17 protein-coding genes are annotated in these 19,756 nt (G+C 68.9%); 4 read left to right on the top strand and 13 right to left on the bottom strand.

The genetic code is table 11. The features are described 5' to 3' along the window. Nucleotides 1-1,712: 1,712 nt before the first annotated feature. A complete protein-coding gene (locus ACFV1J_RS05760; protein WP_385856014.1) occupies nt 1,713-2,033 on the top strand; it encodes a hypothetical protein in 321 nt (106 codons plus the stop codon). 175 nt (nt 2,034-2,208) lie between these two features. On the opposite strand, the gene ACFV1J_RS05755 is transcribed toward ACFV1J_RS05760, so the two are convergent. The 5 genes from ACFV1J_RS05755 to ACFV1J_RS05735 form a co-directional block, all read right to left on the bottom strand. Continuing rightward, nucleotides 2,209-2,934 (bottom strand): nucleotidyltransferase domain-containing protein, encoded by a 726-nt coding sequence (locus tag ACFV1J_RS05755; protein WP_385855956.1) that lies wholly within the window; start codon nt 2,932-2,934, stop codon nt 2,209-2,211. 88 nt (nt 2,935-3,022) lie between these two features. Continuing rightward, on the bottom strand, nt 3,023-3,880 hold the full coding sequence (locus ACFV1J_RS05750; protein ID WP_385855955.1) for a patatin-like phospholipase family protein: 858 nt from the start codon (nt 3,878-3,880) through the stop codon (nt 3,023-3,025). A gap of 244 nt (nt 3,881-4,124) precedes the next feature. Continuing rightward, nucleotides 4,125-4,655: a hypothetical protein gene (locus tag ACFV1J_RS05745; protein ID WP_385855954.1), complete on the bottom strand. Its 531-nt coding sequence runs from the start codon at nt 4,653-4,655 to the stop codon at nt 4,125-4,127. A 693-nt stretch (nt 4,656-5,348) separates the two neighbouring features. Continuing rightward, complete coding sequence (locus tag ACFV1J_RS05740; RefSeq protein WP_385855953.1) at nt 5,349-5,747, bottom strand: VOC family protein; 399 nt, start codon at nt 5,745-5,747, stop codon at nt 5,349-5,351. A gap of 53 nt (nt 5,748-5,800) precedes the next feature. After that, a complete protein-coding gene (locus ACFV1J_RS05735; RefSeq protein WP_385855952.1) occupies nt 5,801-6,385 on the bottom strand; it encodes a dihydrofolate reductase family protein in 585 nt (194 codons plus the stop codon). 101 nt (nt 6,386-6,486) lie between these two features. Here ACFV1J_RS05735 and ACFV1J_RS05730 point away from each other — a divergent pair, with 101 nt between their 5' ends. After that, a complete protein-coding gene (locus ACFV1J_RS05730) occupies nt 6,487-7,158 on the top strand; it encodes a TetR/AcrR family transcriptional regulator (protein ID WP_385855951.1) in 672 nt (223 codons plus the stop codon). Between the two features lie 67 nt (nt 7,159-7,225). Here ACFV1J_RS05730 and ACFV1J_RS05725 read toward each other — a convergent pair whose 3' ends face one another. The 3 genes from ACFV1J_RS05725 to ACFV1J_RS05715 all read right to left on the bottom strand — a co-directional run bounded on the left by ACFV1J_RS05725 (nt 7,226) and on the right by ACFV1J_RS05715 (nt 9,567). Continuing rightward, on the bottom strand, nt 7,226-7,711 hold the full coding sequence (locus ACFV1J_RS05725; RefSeq protein WP_385855950.1) for a hypothetical protein: 486 nt from the start codon (nt 7,709-7,711) through the stop codon (nt 7,226-7,228). Nucleotides 7,712-7,866: 155 nt separating this feature from the next. Then, a complete protein-coding gene (locus ACFV1J_RS05720; protein WP_385855949.1) occupies nt 7,867-8,379 on the bottom strand; it encodes a hypothetical protein in 513 nt (170 codons plus the stop codon). A 780-nt stretch (nt 8,380-9,159) separates the two neighbouring features. After that, entirely contained in the window at nt 9,160-9,567 is a 408-nt protein-coding gene (locus ACFV1J_RS05715; RefSeq protein ID WP_385855948.1) for a nuclear transport factor 2 family protein, read from the bottom strand. A gap of 472 nt (nt 9,568-10,039) precedes the next feature. Here ACFV1J_RS05715 and ACFV1J_RS05710 point away from each other — a divergent pair, with 472 nt between their 5' ends. After that, nucleotides 10,040-11,383, top strand: a complete 1,344-nt coding sequence (locus tag ACFV1J_RS05710) for a S28 family serine protease (RefSeq protein WP_385855947.1) — start codon at nt 10,040-10,042, stop codon at nt 11,381-11,383. A gap of 239 nt (nt 11,384-11,622) precedes the next feature. Next, complete coding sequence (locus ACFV1J_RS05705; protein WP_385855946.1) at nt 11,623-12,849, top strand: sensor histidine kinase; 1,227 nt, start codon at nt 11,623-11,625, stop codon at nt 12,847-12,849. 73 nt (nt 12,850-12,922) lie between these two features. Here the strand turns inward: ACFV1J_RS05705 and ACFV1J_RS05700 are convergent, their stop codons facing one another. From ACFV1J_RS05700 to ACFV1J_RS05680, 5 genes are all read right to left on the bottom strand, one after another. Beyond that, complete coding sequence (locus tag ACFV1J_RS05700) at nt 12,923-13,618, bottom strand: NAD(P)-dependent oxidoreductase (protein ID WP_385855945.1); 696 nt, start codon at nt 13,616-13,618, stop codon at nt 12,923-12,925. 453 nt (nt 13,619-14,071) lie between these two features. Further along, on the bottom strand, nt 14,072-14,920 hold the full coding sequence (locus ACFV1J_RS05695; RefSeq protein WP_385855944.1) for an SDR family oxidoreductase: 849 nt from the start codon (nt 14,918-14,920) through the stop codon (nt 14,072-14,074). 65 nt (nt 14,921-14,985) lie between these two features. Beyond that, complete coding sequence (locus ACFV1J_RS05690) at nt 14,986-16,578, bottom strand: MDR family MFS transporter (protein ID WP_385855943.1); 1,593 nt, start codon at nt 16,576-16,578, stop codon at nt 14,986-14,988. Nucleotides 16,579-17,165: 587 nt separating this feature from the next. Further along, on the bottom strand, nt 17,166-19,109 hold the full coding sequence (locus ACFV1J_RS05685; protein WP_385855942.1) for a YhgE/Pip family protein: 1,944 nt from the start codon (nt 19,107-19,109) through the stop codon (nt 17,166-17,168). Continuing rightward, nucleotides 19,106-19,741: an ATP-binding cassette domain-containing protein gene (locus ACFV1J_RS05680; RefSeq protein WP_385855941.1), complete on the bottom strand. Its 636-nt coding sequence runs from the start codon at nt 19,739-19,741 to the stop codon at nt 19,106-19,108. Before ACFV1J_RS05680 ends, ACFV1J_RS05685 begins: the two co-directional genes overlap by 4 nt. Nucleotides 19,742-19,756: the final 15 nt, after the last annotated feature.

The following is a 19,756-nucleotide window of genomic DNA, read 5'->3' as shown; positions in this document are numbered from 1 at the left end:
CACAGGCAGGCTGCGACCCGCTACCGCCGCTCGCTCCACGGATCGGCAGGGTCCGCACAGCTGAGAGTGGGCGGTCCGCACAGCCCTGAGCAGGCCGTCCACCCCCCGGCCGGCGACCGAGCAGGCGTGCTCATGGCAATCCGCTCCCTGACCTCCACGGCAGGGAACTCAGTGAGGGCAGGGAGGGAGGGGAGGGAGAGCGACGGCTAGCTAGCGGCAGCTAGCTATCGTCGTCGGGCCGCTTGGCTTCCCTGCTCCGCGCCCGTTCCATGCCTGCCCGTGCTTCCTGCTGCGCTTCCCGCTCTGTACCCGTCCCCAGGCGCTCGCCCCGCCGGGGGTCGTCAGCCATCCGGTCCATAGCGCGGTCCATGCGTTGGCCTTGATCTGTCATGCCTGGTCTGGCCCGGCCCGACTGGGCGCTCATGACATGCTCCTTCCGGGAGGATGCCGGCATCCGGCCCATTCAGCCTCGCACGCGCGCAGACACTACGCCTCTCAGCAGCCGCTTCATGGCTCATGAGGACAGAAAAGAGTCGAGGAGAGCGATTCGACGAGCCCCGGTTCGGCTCGGGAACACGTGACGGGCGAGGTTCTGGCTGGCGGGTCATGCGTGAAGCCGGAGAGGTTGCCCCTTGGGCTGATCGGGCTGGTCGGGCTGGTCGGGCTGGTCGGGCTGGTCGGGCTGGTCGGGCTGGTCGGGGCGAGCCTGCCAGGCCGGGGGGGCGGGTCAGGCCCGGCGCGGGGGCGGTGAGCCGGCCAGGCTGGTCGGCCAGCGACGCGACCGAAGATGCCGGGCCCACGCGCACCAGACGGAGCTCCCGGAGGGCCATGGCATCAGCAGGGCGAAATGGATCATGAAGGAAGAACCGGTCCAGCGCCTGCCGCCGCCCGGGGCCGGCATTGATCATTACGCCGATGCAGCAGCGGCTGCGAGCGGCGTGACCAGTCCAGTGGCCAGGCAGCCAAGATCGCCGAGAAACGCGGACAGCTCACCGATCAGGGCGCAGAACCTTCCGGCACGGCAGCCGCGGCCACGAACCCTTCCCGGTCTCCGTCAGGCCGTGCCCACCGAACAGCTCGAACAGCCCGACCAGCCACCCTGTCCGCGAGCCATCGCGATCGGCAGGCGCCATCGTGATCGTGATCGACAGGCGCCATCACGATAGACGGGCGCGGGAGGCAGCCGGCCGTGGGCCTGACGGACGTCAGCCGTACGGAGCGGAGCCGACGACAGCAGCCACGACCAGGTCGAGTGCCCCGACACAGCGCGCGGCGGCTCAGGCCGGCCGAGCCCGAGGACCGCCGCGGCCACCCGGCCGGCTAGAGGGATGCGAGCACAAGCACGGCCGCAGTACGGGCACGTTCCCCGTGAACCGCGGGTCGCGCTCGGCGGTGGCGCAGCAATATGCGGCCTTCGAGTGGCAGCCTCCCGTCCGCCCTCGTTCCACTCCACTCGCGGACTGACGACCGACAGCGACCTCAACTTGCCGACGTGGCGAGGGACTTGATCCCGCGAGCGGACCTATCCACGACGGCGGCGGGTAGGGGTGGCTCGGTTGCGCGGCGCCAAGGCATGCACCCTGACGGGGCATCTGTGCTGGGCGGATATCCCGTGGGCTGGGCGCATATCCCGTTGTGGGCCCAGAGGGGACGCCCGTAAGGTCTCGTGCATGTCCATACGTCTTCGGATGCGTCAGGCCCTGCCGGAAGCGATGCGTGCCCGCGACAAGGCCGCGGTGAGCGCACTGCGCGCCACGCTTGCCGCGCTGGACAACGCCGAGGCGATGCCCTTGGACGAATCCGCTCTCCGTGGTGTGGCCCTGGAGCAGTCGCCGGTTGGCGTCGGCGTTACCGAGGCAGCGCGCTGTGAGCTGACTGAGGACGACGTGACGGCGATCGTGCGCGCCGAGGCCACCGAACGACTGGAGTTGGCAGACCAGTTGACTGCGCCCGCACATGCTGACCGGGTCGCACAGCTCCGTGCGGAAGCCGCCGTACTCCTTCGGTTCCTCAACGGCACCAGCACCACCTAGGACAACCCACCTCACCCCACTCCACCACTGCACCCCACCACTGAACCGCACCGCGCCGGATTGAGGTGGGAACCGGGCTGCAAACGAGGGGACATGTCTGTTGAACGGTGGGGGTGTGGACTCCTGAGGATCGTGCGGTGGCTGCGGCAGCGCTACGCCGTACGAAGAGTCACGCTCAAAGGCGCCAGCGTTGTGTGTATCCCTCCCTCAGCGGTCCGCCGAGAATGTCGAGTACCTGCTCTGCGGCCACCGCCAAGGGGCTGCAATCCGCGTGTTCGGCCACGGCCCGATGGCCCTCCAGCAGGGCCTTGCCTCGTACCGGGTCTGCACTCAGCAGCCTGCGGGGCAGCCACTTACCGATGCCCGTCCAGGCGCCGTGGTGGGCGATGAGCAGGTGCGCCGCCTCCCGAAGAGTGAAGTCGGCGAGGGAGAGCTGCTCGTACCGCTCGGTCGGAGAGGTATCCGTCAGGTCGTCCATGAAGCATGTAAGGACGTACCGTCCTCGTTCCCACTCCGCTGGAGTGAGCGGTGGTGGGCCGGCCGCCAGTACCGCGCGGGCTTGTTCGCGTGTACGGGCCAGATGGCCGTGGGGGTCAACCAGGGGCACGCCCTGGTCGTAGAGGAAGAGAACGGTGCCCCGGCGGAGCACTCTGTCTCGCTCGAAGTGTTCCGGAACGTCGGCGAGGGTGTGCAGGAAGAGTTCGGACAGGCGGCCGTCGTGGCGTACCACCTCGCGACGGCTGGTGTCCCCGTCCGGGAGGAGGACGGCCACATCCAGATCACTGGTGGGGGTAGCACGGCCCTGGGCGGCCGAGCCGCCCAGTATGGCGCCCAGAGCGTGCGGGAAACGGTCCTTGACCAGGCCCAGAGCTTGGGTGGCCAGAGGGACTTGATCATTCATAGCTCACCAATCCGGGGCCAACTCCCCGACCTCTGCTACGCGGTCGACCCGCGCGCCACCAAGTCACCGACTCCACTCCATACGGCGATCAGCCCGCGTCAGCGGCAGCCTCAGCACTCCACCCGGACCGCAGCCGCGCACCGACGTCATCCGCCTGGCGAAGGCCCGCCTGATAGGCCGGTTCCCAGGCAGCCCGGTCATTGAGGTCCGAGCCGAAAGCACGTACCGAGGCCGTATCGGGACCAACGGTCATCACGGTGTGCGCCCCCACAACCGCAAGCTCCTGGTCGAGCGATGCGCGGGGAAACAGGTGCGCCATCGGCTCCAGCACGACCAACGTACGGGCCCCGACCGCGAGATCGGCGTTGGTTCCCGACCGCAGCGCGCCGTCCATGTACTGCCGACCGTTGATGGAAACCGGCGGCTCCGCCCCGGGGAAGGCGCTGCTCGCCGCCACAGCGTGCACCAACGGCACCCCGCTGTCGCGGTCCCACACCACGGGCTCACCGGTGGCGGCGTCCACCGCGGTGATCAGCATCCGCCGGTCCGGCCAGGCGTGCGCACCGATCAGGGCGCCCCGCCCCGCGATCAACGCCTCCTCAGCTTCCTGGTCGGCACTGTCGAGCGCGAGCCGTCCGACCCGGCGCCTGGCCTCCCCGGGCTCCAGGCTACGGTCACCGAGCACGGCGAACACCGCCCCCATCCGCCCCGGGTCGACCGCGGGCCGGTGACCGCCTGGGCGAGCCGTAGCAACCGCGAGCCGCTCGAGGTCCTGCCCGGTGGCAAGCAGCGCGGCGACGATCGCGCCGGCCGACGTGCCAACGATCAGGTCGGCCTCACCCAGATCCACGCCCTCGCGGCGCAACCCGCAAGCCAGCCCAGCCATCCAGGCCGTGCCTACCGGACCTCCGCTGCCCAGGACCAGTCCCCGGTCGAATGAGTGCATTGCCGATTCCCCCTCGTTATACGAACAGCCGTGATGTTGATCAGCCGTATCTCATCACAATGAACGCAACAACGCGTCGCAACTCCGTTGTCCGCTGGGACCAGTGGCCACTTCCCATTCCCCATGTAAGGCCAGTCATGGAGATTCATTGTTAGTCATGGCGTCATCGTGCATCACGGCGGCGGGCGAATGATCGCTCAGCTTGCGACCTCTGACAGCGCTGAGGTGGAGGGGGCACCTGCCCTCAATCCTTGACCTCCAACGCTCCCCGCGCCAGGCCGATGAACGTGACGTAGGCTTCCCGGAAAACCTTGTAGGCATCGTCGTAGTCGCGCCGCCGCTCGGGACCGTCGTCATCGATGAGCGCCTTGAGAGGCGGCTGCAGGCGTCGCGCCATCTGGCGTACGTGCTCCGCCGCAGTGGCGACCTCGGCGGGACCATCGAGCCGGACCTCATTGGTTGCTTTGTTCATGTCCGCGATGGTCGGGCCGCTGCGCTCGTACATCTGCGTCAGCAGTCGGCTCTTGCTCTCGCGGTCAGGCGTCGCGTCGACATCGAGGATCTGCCAAGTGACCTCATTCAACGCGTGCACGCAATTCATCATCTCCCGATAGGTGGATCGACGCCGGTCGCGCTGTTCACGTAAGGCCTCCGCCGTTGTGGTTGCTCGGGCTTGGGCCAGCGCTGCGCGCGAGGTCGCCCGCGCGGTGATGTAACTGGATCCGAGGGCGGTCAGCGCGGTGAGGACGCCGACCCACAGTCCGCTATTCGTCATGGTCGAAGAGTCTGGCAACGGGACGGGCCATGCAGACAGCCCGTCGGGCAATCACTGGCCGTGATCCTTCGCCGGACGTGATCCGTGGACCAACTGCCGTGGTCCTCAAGGGCCGGGTGCTCGATCGACTCCCCTCCCTGAGCGACGAGATCGTACGCGAGGGCGCAAGAGAGCAAGGCGAATGCTGGCCGCCGCACTGGAGGTAGAAGTCAACGGGTGGAAATCAACGGTAGAAGTCACCGCCTGCGTACCCGAGTTGGCCGATCAGCGCGACAAGGCCGGGCGCCGTCTCGGGGGTGATGCGTAACGGCTACCACCAGCCCAGGAAGGCCACGACCGCGGGAGGGGTGGTTGAGGCAAGACGCTCCTGGTGGTCCGCGAGACCGGCGACGGCGGTGACGCCATCACCCGCCTCGCCGGCTGGAAACTCGGCGGCTGGCCGAGCTGGCAGCTGACGCACCCCACAGTCTTTCCTTCTTTCCTTGCGGTGACTGTGGCACGGCCATGACGCTCCTGTTGACCGTGGGCAGCGACGACGAGACAGGGGTCGCCGTCGGCCGGTGGGGAGACCTGCGCATCTTCACCTGCCCCACCGGCCACCGTCACGCCTTAACAGGCAGGTAGACCTGCACTGGACTTCGGCTATCTCTGCTGCCTGCACCACGACCCATCAGGCAGGCTCTACGGGCACCCTTACGCCGCGTTCTCGGTCTCCGGTGTGGCCCACTCGACGAGCTGGAAGACGATGCCGTTCGGGTCGGTCAGCTGGAACAGCTTTTCACCCCAGGGCTCCTCGCGCAGCGGCATGGTGATGGGCGCGCCGGCCTCGCGCAGGCGCCGCTCCTCCGTCTCGATGCCGGTGACGGTGAGGGCGAAGATCAGGCCGGTGGCGAGCCGGTCGCGCTGCTCGGGCGGAAGCGTCTCCATGCCCCGGCGGAGCAGCACGACGTCGGCGGCGGCGTCCCCGCGGGTCAGGGACGCGAAACCGTCGGCGGCCATGGCCACCTGGTAGCCGAGGTAGGTGCAGAGGAAGTCACGGGAGGCGTCCACGTCCGTGACGGTGAGGGACAGGGTGGAGGTGGTGACGTTCAAGCTGGGCTCCTGATGGGACGGGCGCTAAATGGATCGGTGGCGCAAGTGCCGTGCTAGGCGGGCGACTTGGTGTAGGTGAGGACGAGGTTGCCGCCCTCGAACACCCGGTGGTCGGCGAGCGTGAGGTGGTGCGGGGCGAACTCGGTGCGAAAGAGCGGCATGCCGCTGCCGGCCAGAACCGGGTACTGCTTGACGACCAACTCATCGATCTCCGACAGGAGTTGGCCGGCGATATCGGCTCCACCGCAGAGCCAGATGTCCAGACCCTCCTCCTGCTTCAGACCGCGGACCAGGGTGAGCGGGTCCTCGGCGACGACCTCGACCGCCGAGTCCGGGGTCTCGGCCATGCTGCGGGAGAGCACGATCTGGCGCAGGTGGGGGTACGGGCTGGTCAAGCCGTCCGGGAGGCCGACGTCGTAAGTGCCGCGCCCCATCAGGACGGTGTCGAAGCGGGCGTTGGGGGCATCACCGATACCGAGGGCGGTCCGGCCGGGGGCGGGGAGAGTCTCGGGCCACTCGCTGACCAGGTACGACAGGAAGTCCTTGGTGACGTATCGGAGGAAGAAGCCGAAGTCCCCATCCGGGGCGGCGATAAAACCGTCGATCGTGGTGGCGACGAAGTAGGTGAGCTTGCGCATCCAGCTCCATTCCCTGGGGAGAATTTTGCTACGGACGTAACATTAGGCCCGGCCATGATCGAAGGTCAAGGGTATTTTTACGTCGAGGGTAAGATTGCCTCATGGTCAACGAACTGGGGCTCCGCGAGTCCAAGAAGCAGCAAACCAGGCAGCTGATCTCCGACTGCGCCACCAGGCTCTTCATCGAGCGGGGCTTCGAGCAGACCACCATCGCTGACATCGCCACCGCGGCCGGTGTCGCCAAGAAGACGGTCACCAACTACTTCCCGCGCAAGGAAGACCTGGCCCTCGACCACCACGAGGCGTTCACCCAGGGCCTCGCCCGCACCATCGCCGACCGCGCGCCCGGCGAAATGCCGCTCGCGGCACTCGCGCGGGCCCGCCGGGCCGCCCTCCTGGAGCACAGCCCAGTCATCGGCTTCACCGGTCCCGCCTTCGCACGCATGGTCGCCGACAGCCCCACCCTCATCGCCCGACTACGCGAACTGCACGACCAACGAGAGGAAGCACTCGCCGAAGCACTGGCGACCGCCGACCCCGCCCAAGCCTCAACCCCCGCCCAAACCTCAACCACCGCTCAGGCCTCGACCCCCGCCCAAGCCATCGCGCCCCGGGCCGCCGCCGCCCTGATCGCCGGGGCCGACCGCCTCCTGTTCCGACGTATCCAGGAACTGACCCTGGCCGGCCGCACGCACGAGGAGATCGAGGCCGCCCTGATCCCGGAAGCCGACCACGTCGACGCCCTCCTGACCGCCGCACTCGATGCGGCCTAGGTTCGGCCCCAGGCTGGGACCCCGATCCGGGCCTCGATCCGGGCCTCGAGTCGGCCGCGATTCAGGTCTAGGTGCGGTCTCCTTGGCCATCTGGCGACCGGAGCGCTTGTGGTTGGTCCACGGTGGTGCCGTCGGGCCTCCGCCCGAAGGCCGCCTCTAGAACGGCCGGGAGGTCTGCCTCGGGGACTGCGGCGCGCACCTCGGCCAGGACACGACGAAAGGCGTCATCGTCGATGACCCCCAAGTACTCCTGGCGCAATGAGTAAATGAGCTCGACAAGCTCCGGCCGCAGCCGCATCCAGGCACGGGAGGTCCGAATCTCCTCCTCCACCTGTTCCATGAACCAGCGCATGACCTCGTACGGGACGTCCAGGTGTCGCCCGTGGGGGTTGAAGCACACCGTCGGCTCCCGTGCGGGGTCCTCGTCGGGGACGATGGCGGTCACAAGATTTCGTTGCTCGGCCACGAGGTCCAGTTCCAGGTACCAGGCGTCGTCGGGTACGGAGTACATCGCGGTGATCGCGTAATCGCCGTTGGGGTGCGGGAAGGGCATGGCCGCATGGTGTCACGCCCGTATGCCCGCATATCCCATCAAGCCACTCCGGCCCGGCACCTCCACAGCTTCGGGCCAGGGGATTGCAGCAGCTGGCTGGGAACATTCCTCGCCCACGGCGCAGTGAGTGCCCTCCGCAGGCCCCTCTGGGTGGCTCAGTCGCCCGAGAAGCCGAAGATTCCCAGGTGGGTGGGCTGCTGGGTGGGCTCGGGGGTGGGCTGGTGGGTGGGCTCGTCACCGGCGTACAGGACGACGTATAGGCCGGTCCACCGCATACGACACTCGTCACGGAGCGTCTCCGCGCGGCCGGACGGAAATCCGATGGCCGCGTGGCCCTGGGCGAGCGCCTCCTCGAACTGGTCGGGCGTCGGGCGATCGGTGCCGAAGTGGTGCACGATGCGCTCGTGCGCCAGCGGGCGCAGCGTCCCGTAGTCCGCGACGTGGTGGCCCGATGGGGCGGCGGTTGTGTGGACGACGCGATCGATGTCGAGGATCGAGTGGGTCCCCTCCTCGCCCATGAACTCCTCGTCCTCCCACAGCTCCTCAAGATCCTGGTACGTCTCGTCGTGGCCGTAGAGTCCTTGGAAGACCTGCGCGTGCAAAGCCTCCAGGGACTGCTCGACAGTGCCTTTGTACGGAGTGACGTACTGCCAATGACTGGCACCCATCGCGCTGCTCCTCCCGGTACGACATCGGCAAGATCGCTGTCACCTTAGAGCAGGGCACTGACACCAGAAGCCGGACCCGTACGCGGCCTTCCTCAACCTGCTGCGATCCGGGCGACGGGAAGTGGTGTGCACGGCGCTGGGGTACTCCCCGCCGGGGTACTCCCACTACAAGGACGGCCAAGCCCGGTGGGGCCTTGCAACACCTGGGACGAGCACGCCGCCGAGGTGCTGGACCGTGCCCGGTGGGTGCTGCGCGGAACGCCACTGCCGGAAGCGCGCGGGCATGACTGGGGCCGGTTCCGAGGTCCTGCGCGAGGTGCAGAGAGCCCCGGTCGGCCAGTGCGCCCTCGCCGTACCGTACGCGGTGCACGGGGTGATCGGTCCGTAGACCCTGATGAGCAGGCGGAGCACTCATCAGCACCCGTTTCCAGGCCACCGCCGAGTTTCTGGGCGACCTCTCGATCAGCACGGCGCTCGTCGAAGGACGCGCTGGCCCGCGTCCGCACGCGCGGTACCGCGCCAGCCTGTACCGTCCCAGCCGGTGCAGCGCCAGCCGAACAGGGCACCGAGCACACCGGTCTCCTGGACCTCGCCCGCGGCGCAGGCTGGCCGGCAGCGAAGTACACCGCCCGCCGCCCGCCGGCCCGGTAATCGCCGCCCGTACGCTCAGCCACTCCTACCTCGTATTTCGGCTATCTCGGCTATCTCGACCGATGGCGTTGCCGGGAAGCCGAGCTGGCCGGCGACTCCAGGCAAAACGCCTTCGGGTGTGGACCGTCCTCAGTGCGCCTCCGCCCCGGCTGCCTCGGGGGATGCGAGAGCGGCCTGCATGGCCACCCCGTCCACGTAGGAGTGCTTCTCCTTCACCGCGCCGTTCTCGACCAGAACGAAATCCGCCAGATCGACGTCGACCACAGCACCGGACACCGACGTCCCGGTCAGCTTCCACTGAACGACCCAGAAGTCCTCACCGGTGCGGAGCGAGACGAATTCGAAGGCCAGGTCCGGCACGAGCGCGAACATTCCGGCCGCCGCCTCACGGATAGCAGCTCGCCCTCGCACCGGAGCCTGGCCCGAGTGCAGATGGAACACCGAGTCGAGCGTGTGGAGTTCGGCAATGCGGTCAGGGTCGCGCGCCTCCCAACAGGCGTGGTAGCGCTCGAACACAGCACGAGTGGCAGCGGTCACGGGTGGGCCTCCATGTCAGTAAGGAACAGGCACAGGCAACAAGCACAAGCAACCACAAGCAACCACACCGCATACGACTTTCCGAACAACCGCACGTCAAGGTCGACTGGAGGCACGCAACTCTTCGAGGCCTAACTGGTCGTTGGCCGTGGGTGGTTGACCGTTCGCACACCCCTCCTCCGTGCCCCGGTGGGAAACGCCCGGCGTCCAGGAGTCACGTTCGCTGTGTGGGAGGGGACCGACGGCGCGTGGAACCGAACCGACGGCACCAGGGAGACGCGTGAAGGCGCCGTGCAAGGCGCCGCGTCGCGTCTCCCTCGCCCGGGGGAGACGCTCCCCCGCGCGCGGGATCCTTCCGCGTCGCCCGGCCGATGTACTGGAGCGGTCAGCTACTCACACAGCACGGCACCGGCCCCCACTGCGGCGCACCGGAATCGGGGCACTGGTGAGGCCGTGGCACGAAAGGATCACGATGCGTACGTGGACGAGGCGATGTCTGCTGGGGTCGGCAGCGTTGGCGGGGGGCCTTGCTGCCGCAGCTGCGGTCCCCACGGCGGCCGCGGCAGTCACCGGCAAGGCTCGTCCCGAGAGAGACCGCATCGGGGAAGCCCTGCGAGCCCTGCCGGGACTGAGGGTGATCGAGGAACGGTCGGGCGCCGAGCCGGGGTACCGGTTCTTCATCCTCGGGCTGCGCCAGCCGATCGACCACACGAACCGCGCGGCCGGCAGCTTCGAGCAGCGCCTCACCCTGCTCCACACCTCGGCCGAACGGCCCACCGTCCTGTTCACCACCGGATATGAAGCGGTGCTTACGCCACGGCGCGCCGAGCCCACCGTGCTGCTGGGCGCCAACCAGCTCCAGGTCGAGCACCGCTTCTTCGGCACCTCACGCCCGGCGACGCTCGACTACTCCTACCTGACCATTCGTCAGGCCGCCGCCGACCACCACCGAGTCGTCCGCCTCTTCCGCACGCTGTACCCCGGCGCGTGGATCTCCACCGGCAGCAGCAAGGGCGGCATGGCCAGCGTCTACCACCGCCGCTTCCACCCCCACGACGTGGACGGCACCGTGGCCTACTCCGCCCCGAACAACGTCGACGACCGTGACGACCGTGCCTACATCCGCTTCCTGGACAGCGTGGGCAACGCTGCCTGCCGTGACGCCCTCAGGACGGCACAGCGGCAGATCCTGCTCCGCCGCACGGACATGGTGGCCCGCTACGAAGCCTGGGCCCGCGCCCACAACGCCACCTTCCGCATCATCGGCAGCGCCGACAAAGCGCTTGAAATCGCCGCCCTGCGGGCTCCGTTCATGTTCTGGCAGCACGGCACCACCGCGGACTGCGCCACCATCCCCGGGGCGGACGCGGGCACCGACGAGCTGTACGCCTGGCTTGACGACGTTGCCGGACTGGCGCTTTACGCCGACCCGGTCGCGCAGCGCTTCATCCCATACTTCTACCAACTCGGCACGCAGCTGGGGTACTTCGAGGTTCCCACCCGCCATCTGACTGGCCTTCTGCACTACCCGGACGCCATGGAGCCCCGTACATTCGTGCCGCGCGACATCCCCATGCGCTTCGACCCCGACGCCATGCCTGACATCGACCGCTGGGTCCGCCGCCACGGGCAGCGCATGCTCTTCATCAACGGCACCCACGACGCCGCTGTCGCCGAACCCTTCCGTCCGAGCGACCGCGATTCCCACCTGCTGTGGGCTCCCGGAGCCAACCACGGCGTCACCATCGCCGACCTCTCCCCCACCGACCGTGCTCAAGCCGTCGGTCTGCTCACCCGCTGGACCAGCACCGGCTGACAATCTGCACGTCAGACGGACGACTGACGACGGGTGACTGGCAACGGGTGACTGGCGACCCAGGACGCGCGAAAGGCGACGGGCGCACCACCTCACCATGCCACCACCCGGCCACCTCACCACCCCACCACCCCAGCGTGATCGCCTGCGAGGGCGGGAGTCCCAGTCCCCCCGGCAGGAAGATCGTCTCCCCCGCGCGGGGGAGACACCGGCTGTGCTCGCTCTGCCAGCATGACGGCATGCTGAGCCTCCTGCTGCCGCTGACACATGCGGTGACGTACACCCGTTGGCTTCACCTCCTGGTGGGGGCGATCGTGCCGATCGTCTGCGCCATGGTCTTCCCGGGTCTGAGCAGCCCGTCGCCAGGCGACTGGGCGCTGATCGCGGCCCTTCCGGTGCCCGTCGTCCTGGCCGTCGCCATGGTGCCCTCGGTACGTCGCGCGGAGGGGCTGCAGGCGCGGCTGATGCTGTTTCCCGGCCCGCATGCACGGGTGAAGGGCGACGAGCAGCCGGGGGTCTCCGCCGTTCCGTCCGCCTCGTGGAGCGACCGGGCAAGAACCGGTGTCTGGCTGGTGCTGCGTGTGGAAACGGGGCTCGCGGTCGCGCTGGTGACGGAGCGGTTGATGGCGCTTGCGCTGTCGCTTACCGGGGCGGCCGCCGGGGATCCTGGCGTCGCCGACCCATGGGTGCGCGCTTCCGGTGGGAGCTGGGTGTACGTCCTGTTGATACCGGTGCTGCTGTTGGTGCTGGTCACGACGGCCGCCGGGGCAGGCGCGGTCATGGCTCAGGTTGCCCGCCGACTGCTGGGGCCATCGGTCCGGGAGCGCCTGTCCGAGCTGGAGGAACGCACCGAGCAGTTGCTGGAACGCAACCGGATCGCACGGGAGTTGCACGATTCCCTCGGCCACGCGCTCACCCTGGCCGTGGTACAGGCGGCTGCCGCCCGGACAGCGGCTGACCCGCAGTTCACTGATCGGGCGCTGGAGGCCATCGAGGAGCGGAGCCGGGCCGCGTTGGACGACCTGGAACGCGTCCTGTTCGCGCTGCGCGAGACCAGGCAGCCGGCCAGCACCCGTCCCGATCTTGGCGAGGCAGGCCGTCTGCTGGATTCCGCGCGGTCCTCGGGTGCGCAGGTCGACGCCGAGGTGACGGGGACGTTGGAACACCTGCCGGGACCAGTCTCCCGTGAGGCCTATCGGATACTCCAGGAGGCTCTCACCAACGTGCTACGGCACGCGGGCCCCGTCCACGTCGGCCTCCGCATCGTCGTGGAACAGGCGCGGCTGCGGCTTGAGGTACGCAATCCGCTGGCCGCGGCAGCACCGTTGGCAGGCACGGGCAGTGGCAGCGGCAGCGGCAGTGGGCTGCGCGGTATCCGCGAGCGTGCCACGCTCCTCGGAGGTGAGGCCCGAGCGGAACAGGACGGCAACCACTGGCTGCTCCACGTCGACCTGCCGCTGCGCTGATCCAGACTGTGCGGTGATCCAGGCTCCGCGCTGATCCAAGTTGGCCGGTGATCGAGGCTGCCCTCGGCTCGGCTCAGCTCTTGGCGAGTGCTTCGCGCCGGATCCACTGGAGCATGGTGGGATTCTCGGCGGTGGTGATGACGTTGATGGTCGTACGGAGGTAGCGGTCGTTGTCCAGCAGGGCCAGCATGCTCGCGGCCAGGTCCACACGGGCGGTGAACCTGCCGTCGGCGTGGCCCTCAACCACGGTGTAGTCGGTGACCGACGGTAGGTGGTAGAGCCCACTCGGGCGCACGATCGTCCAGTCCAGATCGCTGGCCCGGACCAGCGCTTCCATCCGCCGCATGTCGTCGTACAGGGTCTTGCCCAGCACTCGCGTCACGTAGGGCGGAAGTAGCCGGTTGAACCGGATGCCGCCCTCGGAGTACGGGTGCGGATCGACCCCGCTCGAGCTGACCACGGCGAGCCGGCGCAGCCGATGCCGGTTCATCGCGGCGACGATGTTGGCCACTCCACGCGAATAGGTGCTGATCGGCTCCTTGCCGGCGGGCACCCCGAGCGCCGACAGCACCGCCTCCCCCTCCCCCACGGCTGCGTCAACGGCCACCGGATCGAGCACGTCGGCACCGACTACCTTTAGTCGATCATGGTGCAGGGGGAACGAGTCCGGCTGTCGGGTGACCGCGGCGACCTCATTCCCGGCGGCGAGTGCCTGGCCGGTGAGCAGGCGACCGGTGGGACCATTGGCTCCGAAGACGGTGATACGCATGACGACTCCCCTTCTCTGGTCCTTCTCTGGTCCTTCTCTCGGTCTTCTCTCAGCCTTCTCTCGGCCTTCACTGGTGACGAACGCTGCTGGTAAGCGCTCCGTGAGGCTGCGCGCAACGGGCCGAACGCGTACGCCTACGCGTGCACCTGTACCTGCATCTGCCCCTGCCTTGGCCGAGGCAGGCGGTCTTCGCTACCCAAGACAAGACAGCCCGGCCGCTTGTGACATGGACGGGAAAGATCGTCGACCGTCGTCGCCAGTGCCGCGCCAGTGCCGCCGGCAGCCCCCCCCCGCCCCCGCCTCGGTGAGGAAGCCGATCGGCTGCCTGCCCCAGTCATGGATCGTGATGACGCTCGACCGGCCCACCGAGCTGCGGATACGGCGCCGTGCGGGCGCGCCCGGAAGATCCCGGGCGCGCCCGCGCCTGCACTGTGACGCGTGTCTGGGGCCGGTTCAGCCGAAGATGTGGAGGTTCTCGTCCACCCAAGTGCGCAGGGTCAGCGGCGGTGTGCCGGTGATCTTCTCGACGGAGTCGGAGACTTTCCAGTCCCAGGCGGCTGATTGGCGCTTCAGCTCCAGCAGGGCCTCAAGGCGCGGGCCGCCCCAGCCGAGGCGGTCGAACTCTGCCTGGGTTTCGGCGGTGGTGCGCTCGACGACCTTGACCTGCTGGCCGAGGGCCTCACCAATGATCTCGCCCTGTCGCTGTGGGCTGAGGGCTTCGCCGCCGGTGAGGGTGTACGCCTGGCCTTCGTGGCCGGAGGTGGTGAGGACCTTGGCGGCGACGGAGGCGATGTCCCGTGGGTGGATCATGGCGGAGACCGGGTCGCCCTCGGTGACGTACATGGTCCGTTCCTTGCCGATGGTGTGGGCGTAGCCGTAGAGGTAGACCATGAAGGTGCCGGGGCGCAGTACGGTCCATGCCAGACCGGAGTCCTGGATGACCTGCTCGCCGGCGCGGTGGCCGGAGGTGAGTGGGTCGGTGGCGCCGAAGCCGACGCCGCTGGTGGAGAGCTTGACCAGGTGTGTGACACCGGCCTCGCGGGCGGCGGTGACGAGGGTGGTTTCCTGGACCGGGCCGTCGGGGCCGTAGCCGGGCGGGACGACGAAGACGCGGTCGACGCCGTCGAGGGCGGCGGGCAGGGTCTCCGGCTTGTCGAAGTCGCCGGCGACGACGTCGACGCCGGTGGGAAGGTTCGCCTTCTCGGGCGAACGGGTCATGGCCCGCACGGGCACGCCTGCGGCGGCGAGCTGTGCGACGAGTTCGCTGCCGACGTTGCCGGTGGCGCCAGTAACCAGGATCATGTCTGTCTCCATTGGGTGTGGGCACGGCGGATGCCGTGCGGGAAGGCCACTTGTCGAGTGGTGGGTCAGGAGTCGCCGTGGGCGACGGAGCCGGCCGGGTTGGCGGCGGCGGACGTTTCCGGCTCGGTCGGCGCGGGTCCGCCGGCGAGTTTGATGTCCTTGAGGAAGAGCGAGGCGATGAGTCCGATGAGGACGATGGGGATGACCGCGTAGTAGATGACGCGGAGCGAGTCCGCGTAGAGCTCGGCGAGTTCCAGGCGCAGCGGGGCGGACAGCTTGGCGATGACCTCGGGTGAGAGGGAGCCGTCCTTGTCGATGTGGACACCGGCCTTGCCGAGGCGGTCGTGGAGTCCGGTGCCGAGCCGACTGCTCATGAGGGCGGCGAAGAAGGAGACACCGAGCGTGGTGCCGAGCTGGCGTATGAGGGTCGCGGTGCCCTGGACGGCACCGATGTCCTGCGTGCTCGCGGTGTTGCGGGCGGCGAGGCTGAGGGCCTGCGAGTTGAGGCCGCCGGCGATACCGAACAGCAGCAGGTAGACGACGGTGAGCAGGATGCCGGTCGAGGGACCGGCGGTGGAGAACAGCACCGCGGCGACGGCGAAGACCACCATGCTGAGCGCCGGGAACCAGCGGTAGGAGCCGGTGCGGCCAATGACCTTGACGCTGAGGTAGGAGGTCAGCACGACGGCGAGCATCATCGTGGTGAGGGCGAAGCCGGATTCCCGGACGTCGAGGGTGAGGACGGTCTGCAGCCACAGCACCAGGTAGTTGATGAGGCCGAGGCCGACGAATCCCGAGAGGAAGCCGAGGATGACGACGATGGTGAAGGTCCGGTTGGTGAACAGTCGCAGCGGGATCACCGGGTCGACCGCGCGGCGCTGCGACAGGACGAAGAGCAGGATGGCGATGAGGGATCCGGCGGCGAGGCCGACGATGACCGGGGAGCTCCAGGCGTAGGTGACGCCGGCCCAGCCGGTGAGCAGGTTGAGGCCGACGATCGCCAGGACGAGCAGGACCACACCTGCGTAGTCGATGTGGGCCTTCTTGCGGCGGGCGGGCAGGTGCAGCAGCGAGGACAGGAGCAGCAGGACCACCGCGCCGATGGGCAGGTTGACGAAGAACACCCAACGCCAGTCGGCGAGTTCGGTCAGGATGCCGCCGAGTGTGGGGCCGGCCAGGGAGGCGGTGCCGAAGGTGAGGGAGAGCCAGCCGTAGTACCGGACGCCTTCGCGTGGGGAGAACATCTCGCCGATGATCGCGAGCACGCAGATGAACAGTCCGCCACTGCCGATGCCCTGGATGACACGGAAGGCGATGAGCTGACCCATCGTCTGTGCGAGGCCGCACAGGGCGGATCCGAGCAGGAAGAGGATGATGGAGGCGATGAGGACGCGCTTGCGTCCGAAGAGGTCGCCGAGCTTGCCGTACACGGGGACGGCGGCGCTGCCGCCGATGAGGTAGCCGGTGGTGACCCAGCCGAACTCGTCGAGTCCGCCCAGGTCACTGACCACGCGGGGCAGCGCGGTGGCGACGATCTGGGAGTCCAGCAGGGAGAGGAAGACCGTCACCATCAGGGTGAGGACGACCGCGTGGGTCTTGGCCGGCGTGGCCGGTTCCGCGGGGGCGTCAACGGCAGGCTCGGGTGAGCGGGAAACCATGGGGTTCCTTGTAATCGAGGAGCGATGCCGCAAGTGGGGTGCATCGCCCGGAGTGGGAGTGCGCATAAACGAACTCGGTGAAGAACGCTGCTCGCTTCAGCAGCGGAGATGGGGTGGTCGGATCCTGTGTCCGACTCCGGCCTTCTTCGGCCCTCTCAACCGTCGATCAGTCCTCAACGGACGTATCGATCGCGGTCCTTCGCAAGTCGCTTAGCTTCTCGCCACTCCCTCTGTGTCGATTACGGATGTCAGATGCCGAACACGTTAGCGGGTGTTTCGGGAGCCGTGCAACCTTGATCGTGCCGACGCCGACGCATCGGATGACGGAGCACCCGGCCCTCCTTCCACCGGACAACCGCGCTCCCCCCGCGCGACGTTGGGGCCTCAGCGGGCGACATAGCCGCCGTCGACGGGGAGCGCGACGCCGATGACGAAACCGACCAGCCCACCAGCCCACCAGCGATCCTGTTTCCCACTCACAGGATCGGTGAGCGCCGAACGCGGTGCCAGGACCGATGGGCAGCCGGTGCCGGTGACCGGTGGGCAGCCCGGGGGGTCTGCGCCGCACGTGGGTCGGTGCGCGATCCCTACAAGGAGACGTCGGGATGGAGCCGTCCGACCGTCCACACCCGTTGCCGCCGTACGGCGAGTGCGGTCACGGCCAGGAAGCCGGCGGTGCAGGCGAGAAGGACGGCGAAGTCCCGCAGGAGGTTGCCGGTGAGGCCGCCCGAGATGGTGACTCGCAGGCCGTCGACGAGGTAGGTCATCGGCAGCAGCGGGTTGATGACCTGGAAGAAGGACGGTTCGGTGGGCAGCGGGTAGAGGCCGCCCGAGGCGGTGAGCTGCAGGATGAGCAGGACCAGTGACAGCACGTCGCCGGGCACCCCGAACACGGTGCGCAGACAGTGGTCGACGGCGACGAACGCCGCCGCCGCGGTGACCAGGAGCGCGAGCGTCCAGAAACCGTGGACAGGGTTCAATCCGAGGGCCAGGTCGACGACTCCGTAGAGCACCAGTGCCCCCACGGCGCCGAGCAGTGCGGCCGGCAGCCATCCTGCGACGGCGGTGGTGAAGGCGCTGACCCGGCCGGTCAGGGCACGGGTGTTGAGGGGGCGCAGCAGGAGGTAGGCGAAGAGGCCGAAGACCCATAGGGCGATGCCGAAGAAGAACGGTGCGAGGCCGCGTCCGTAGACGCCGGCCGGGTGCAGGTTGGTCCGGTCGATGTGTACGGGCTTCCCGAGCACCTCGGCGGCGTGGGCGACCTGGTCGGGGCTGGTGCGGGGGATCTTGTGCAGTCCGTCGTCGATGGTGCGGGAGACTTGCGAGGCGCCGCCGTGTGCCTGTTCGGCGGCGGTGTGCAGGGCGCCGGAGCCCTTTTCCAGGGTGGCGAGCCCTTCGGCGAGGCCGTGCGCGCCGTCGGCCGCGCTGTGCGAGCCGGTGTCGACGAGGCGGAGCGGGGTGTGCAGGGCGAGCACATCGCGTCGGAGTGAGCCGACGTTGTCTTGGAGGCGTTCGGCGTCGTGGAGGGCGCGGCGGGCGTTGTTCTCCGCGGCGGCGGCCCGGCCGTCGAGGGCAGTGGCGGTGGAGTCCAGGCTGCGGGCGTGGCTCAGGGTCCTGCGGTAGACGGGGTCGTCGCGTAGTTCGGGGTGGTTCTCGGCGAGATCGGTGAGGTCGGCGACCGCCCGGCCGGTGCCTTTGCGGGTGGCGGTGGTGGCGGTGTGCACGGCGTCCAGGCCGTCGGTGGTCAGCCGGGCGGTGCTCACCAGGGCGGAGGCGGCGCCGGGTAACCGGTCGGCGGCGGCCTGGTCCAGGCGGCCCGCGAGGTCGTCGATCTGTCCTGTGGCTCGGGCGATCTGCTTCGCGCCGGCTGCGACGTCGGTGGCCCCGCCGTGCAGGGTGGAGGTGGCCGAGGAGATCGTGGAAGTGCCCTGCTGGGCCACGCGGGTGGCCCCCACCAGCCGGTGCGCGCCGTCGGAGGCGGTGGTCAACTTGCCGCGTACATCGGAGAGTTCACCGTAGATGCTGCGCACATAGGCGGCGTGGGTGGCGGAGTTGATCTGGTCCTGCAGCTTGGTCTGTACGACTTCGGTCATGATGCCGGCGATGTAGTTGTTGGCATCGTTGAGTTGGATCCGGATGCCGGCCTGTTGGGGGCGGGTGTCGGCGCCGGTGGCGATCTTGCGGCTGAAGTCGGGCGGGATGTCGATGGTGAAGAAGTAGCGGCCGTGCTCCAGCCCGTCCCGCGCCTCGTCCCGGCCGACGAAGTGCCAGTCGAAGGTGCCGGACGCCTTGAGCTGTTGCACCAACTGATCGCCGGCGTCCACCCGCCGGCCCTGCTTGGCATGGGCCAGGTGATCCTGGTTGACGACGGCGACCGGCATGCGGTCGGTCTTGCCGTACGGGTCCCAGTTCGCCCAGAGGTACATGGCGCCGTACAGCAACGGCACCAGGCAGAGGAGTACGGGAACCAGGCGGCGCACCGGGCCGCGGAAGCGCCGGAGTTCCAGCAGCGCCAGCTTGACGGCTTTCATGTGGCGGTGTCCTCTCGGGCGGCGGCCGTCTCGGCCGGGAGGCGGTCCAGGCTGCGCCGCGGCAGTGACAGCGCGACGAGGCCTGAAGCGGGCGGCGGCGTGCGGACGCACCCGGCCAGTACGGTGGGGCCGGGGCCGCTGTTCCTGACCCGGTCCAGCGCCTGCCACACGCTGCCGTGCGCATCGGGCGGCAGGCCTTCGTCGACGTCGTCGACGACGAGGGCGCCGGGACGCTCGGCCAGGGCGAGGGCAGTCGCCAGCAGCAGCGCCTGGAGCGGGCCGAGGTCCTCGACCAGGTCCGACCCGCGTGGCGCGATGCCCACGGTCTCGAACGCCTCACGGATTCGACGTTCCGTCACCCCGGCTCCGGTGAGGCGCCGTTCCGCCATCACCTCCTTCACCCGCAGCCGGCCTTCGAGAGCGACGGCGGGTGCCGCCCGGGCAACAGCCACCGTCGCGCGCACGCGCCGGCCCGCTGCGGGCAGGACGTACCCGCCGACCCGGATGGCGCCGCCGGATAACCGCATGCGCCCGGCGAGCGCGAGCAGCAGGGACGTACGCCCACAACCTGCCGGCCCGTGCGCGACCAGCAGTCCGCCCGCCGGCACCTCCAGGTCCACTCCCTCGAACACCGGCCCTCGCGGACC

The organism is Streptomyces sp. NPDC059649 (genome assembly GCF_042734445.1).
Lineage (GTDB): Bacteria > Actinomycetota > Actinomycetes > Streptomycetales > Streptomycetaceae > Streptomyces.
This window is presented reverse-complemented; position numbering and strand designations above follow the sequence as displayed.

Bases quoted from the DNA above. Each gene is read 5' to 3' on its own strand.
- ACFV1J_RS05760 (WP_385856014.1), top strand. From the start codon at position 1,713: ATGCGTGCCCGCGACAAGGCCGCGGTGAGCGCACTGCGCGCCACGCTT.
- ACFV1J_RS05755 (WP_385855956.1), bottom strand. From the start codon at position 2,934: ATGAATGATCAAGTCCCTCTGGCCACCCAAGCTCTGGGCCTGGTCAAG.
- ACFV1J_RS05750 (WP_385855955.1), bottom strand. From the start codon at position 3,880: ATGCACTCATTCGACCGGGGACTGGTCCTGGGCAGCGGAGGTCCGGTA.
- ACFV1J_RS05745 (WP_385855954.1), bottom strand. From the start codon at position 4,655: ATGACGAATAGCGGACTGTGGGTCGGCGTCCTCACCGCGCTGACCGCC.
- ACFV1J_RS05735 (WP_385855952.1), bottom strand. From the start codon at position 6,385: ATGCGCAAGCTCACCTACTTCGTCGCCACCACGATCGACGGTTTTATC.
- ACFV1J_RS05730 (WP_385855951.1), top strand. From the start codon at position 6,487: ATGGTCAACGAACTGGGGCTCCGCGAGTCCAAGAAGCAGCAAACCAGG.
- ACFV1J_RS05725 (WP_385855950.1), bottom strand. From the start codon at position 7,711: ATGCCCTTCCCGCACCCCAACGGCGATTACGCGATCACCGCGATGTAC.
- ACFV1J_RS05720 (WP_385855949.1), bottom strand. From the start codon at position 8,379: ATGGGTGCCAGTCATTGGCAGTACGTCACTCCGTACAAAGGCACTGTC.
- ACFV1J_RS05710 (WP_385855947.1), top strand. From the start codon at position 10,040: ATGCGTACGTGGACGAGGCGATGTCTGCTGGGGTCGGCAGCGTTGGCG.
- ACFV1J_RS05705 (WP_385855946.1), top strand. From the start codon at position 11,623: ATGCTGAGCCTCCTGCTGCCGCTGACACATGCGGTGACGTACACCCGT.
- ACFV1J_RS05700 (WP_385855945.1), bottom strand. From the start codon at position 13,618: ATGCGTATCACCGTCTTCGGAGCCAATGGTCCCACCGGTCGCCTGCTC.
- ACFV1J_RS05695 (WP_385855944.1), bottom strand. From the start codon at position 14,920: ATGATCCTGGTTACTGGCGCCACCGGCAACGTCGGCAGCGAACTCGTC.
- ACFV1J_RS05690 (WP_385855943.1), bottom strand. From the start codon at position 16,578: ATGGTTTCCCGCTCACCCGAGCCTGCCGTTGACGCCCCCGCGGAACCG.
- ACFV1J_RS05685 (WP_385855942.1), bottom strand. From the start codon at position 19,109: ATGAAAGCCGTCAAGCTGGCGCTGCTGGAACTCCGGCGCTTCCGCGGC.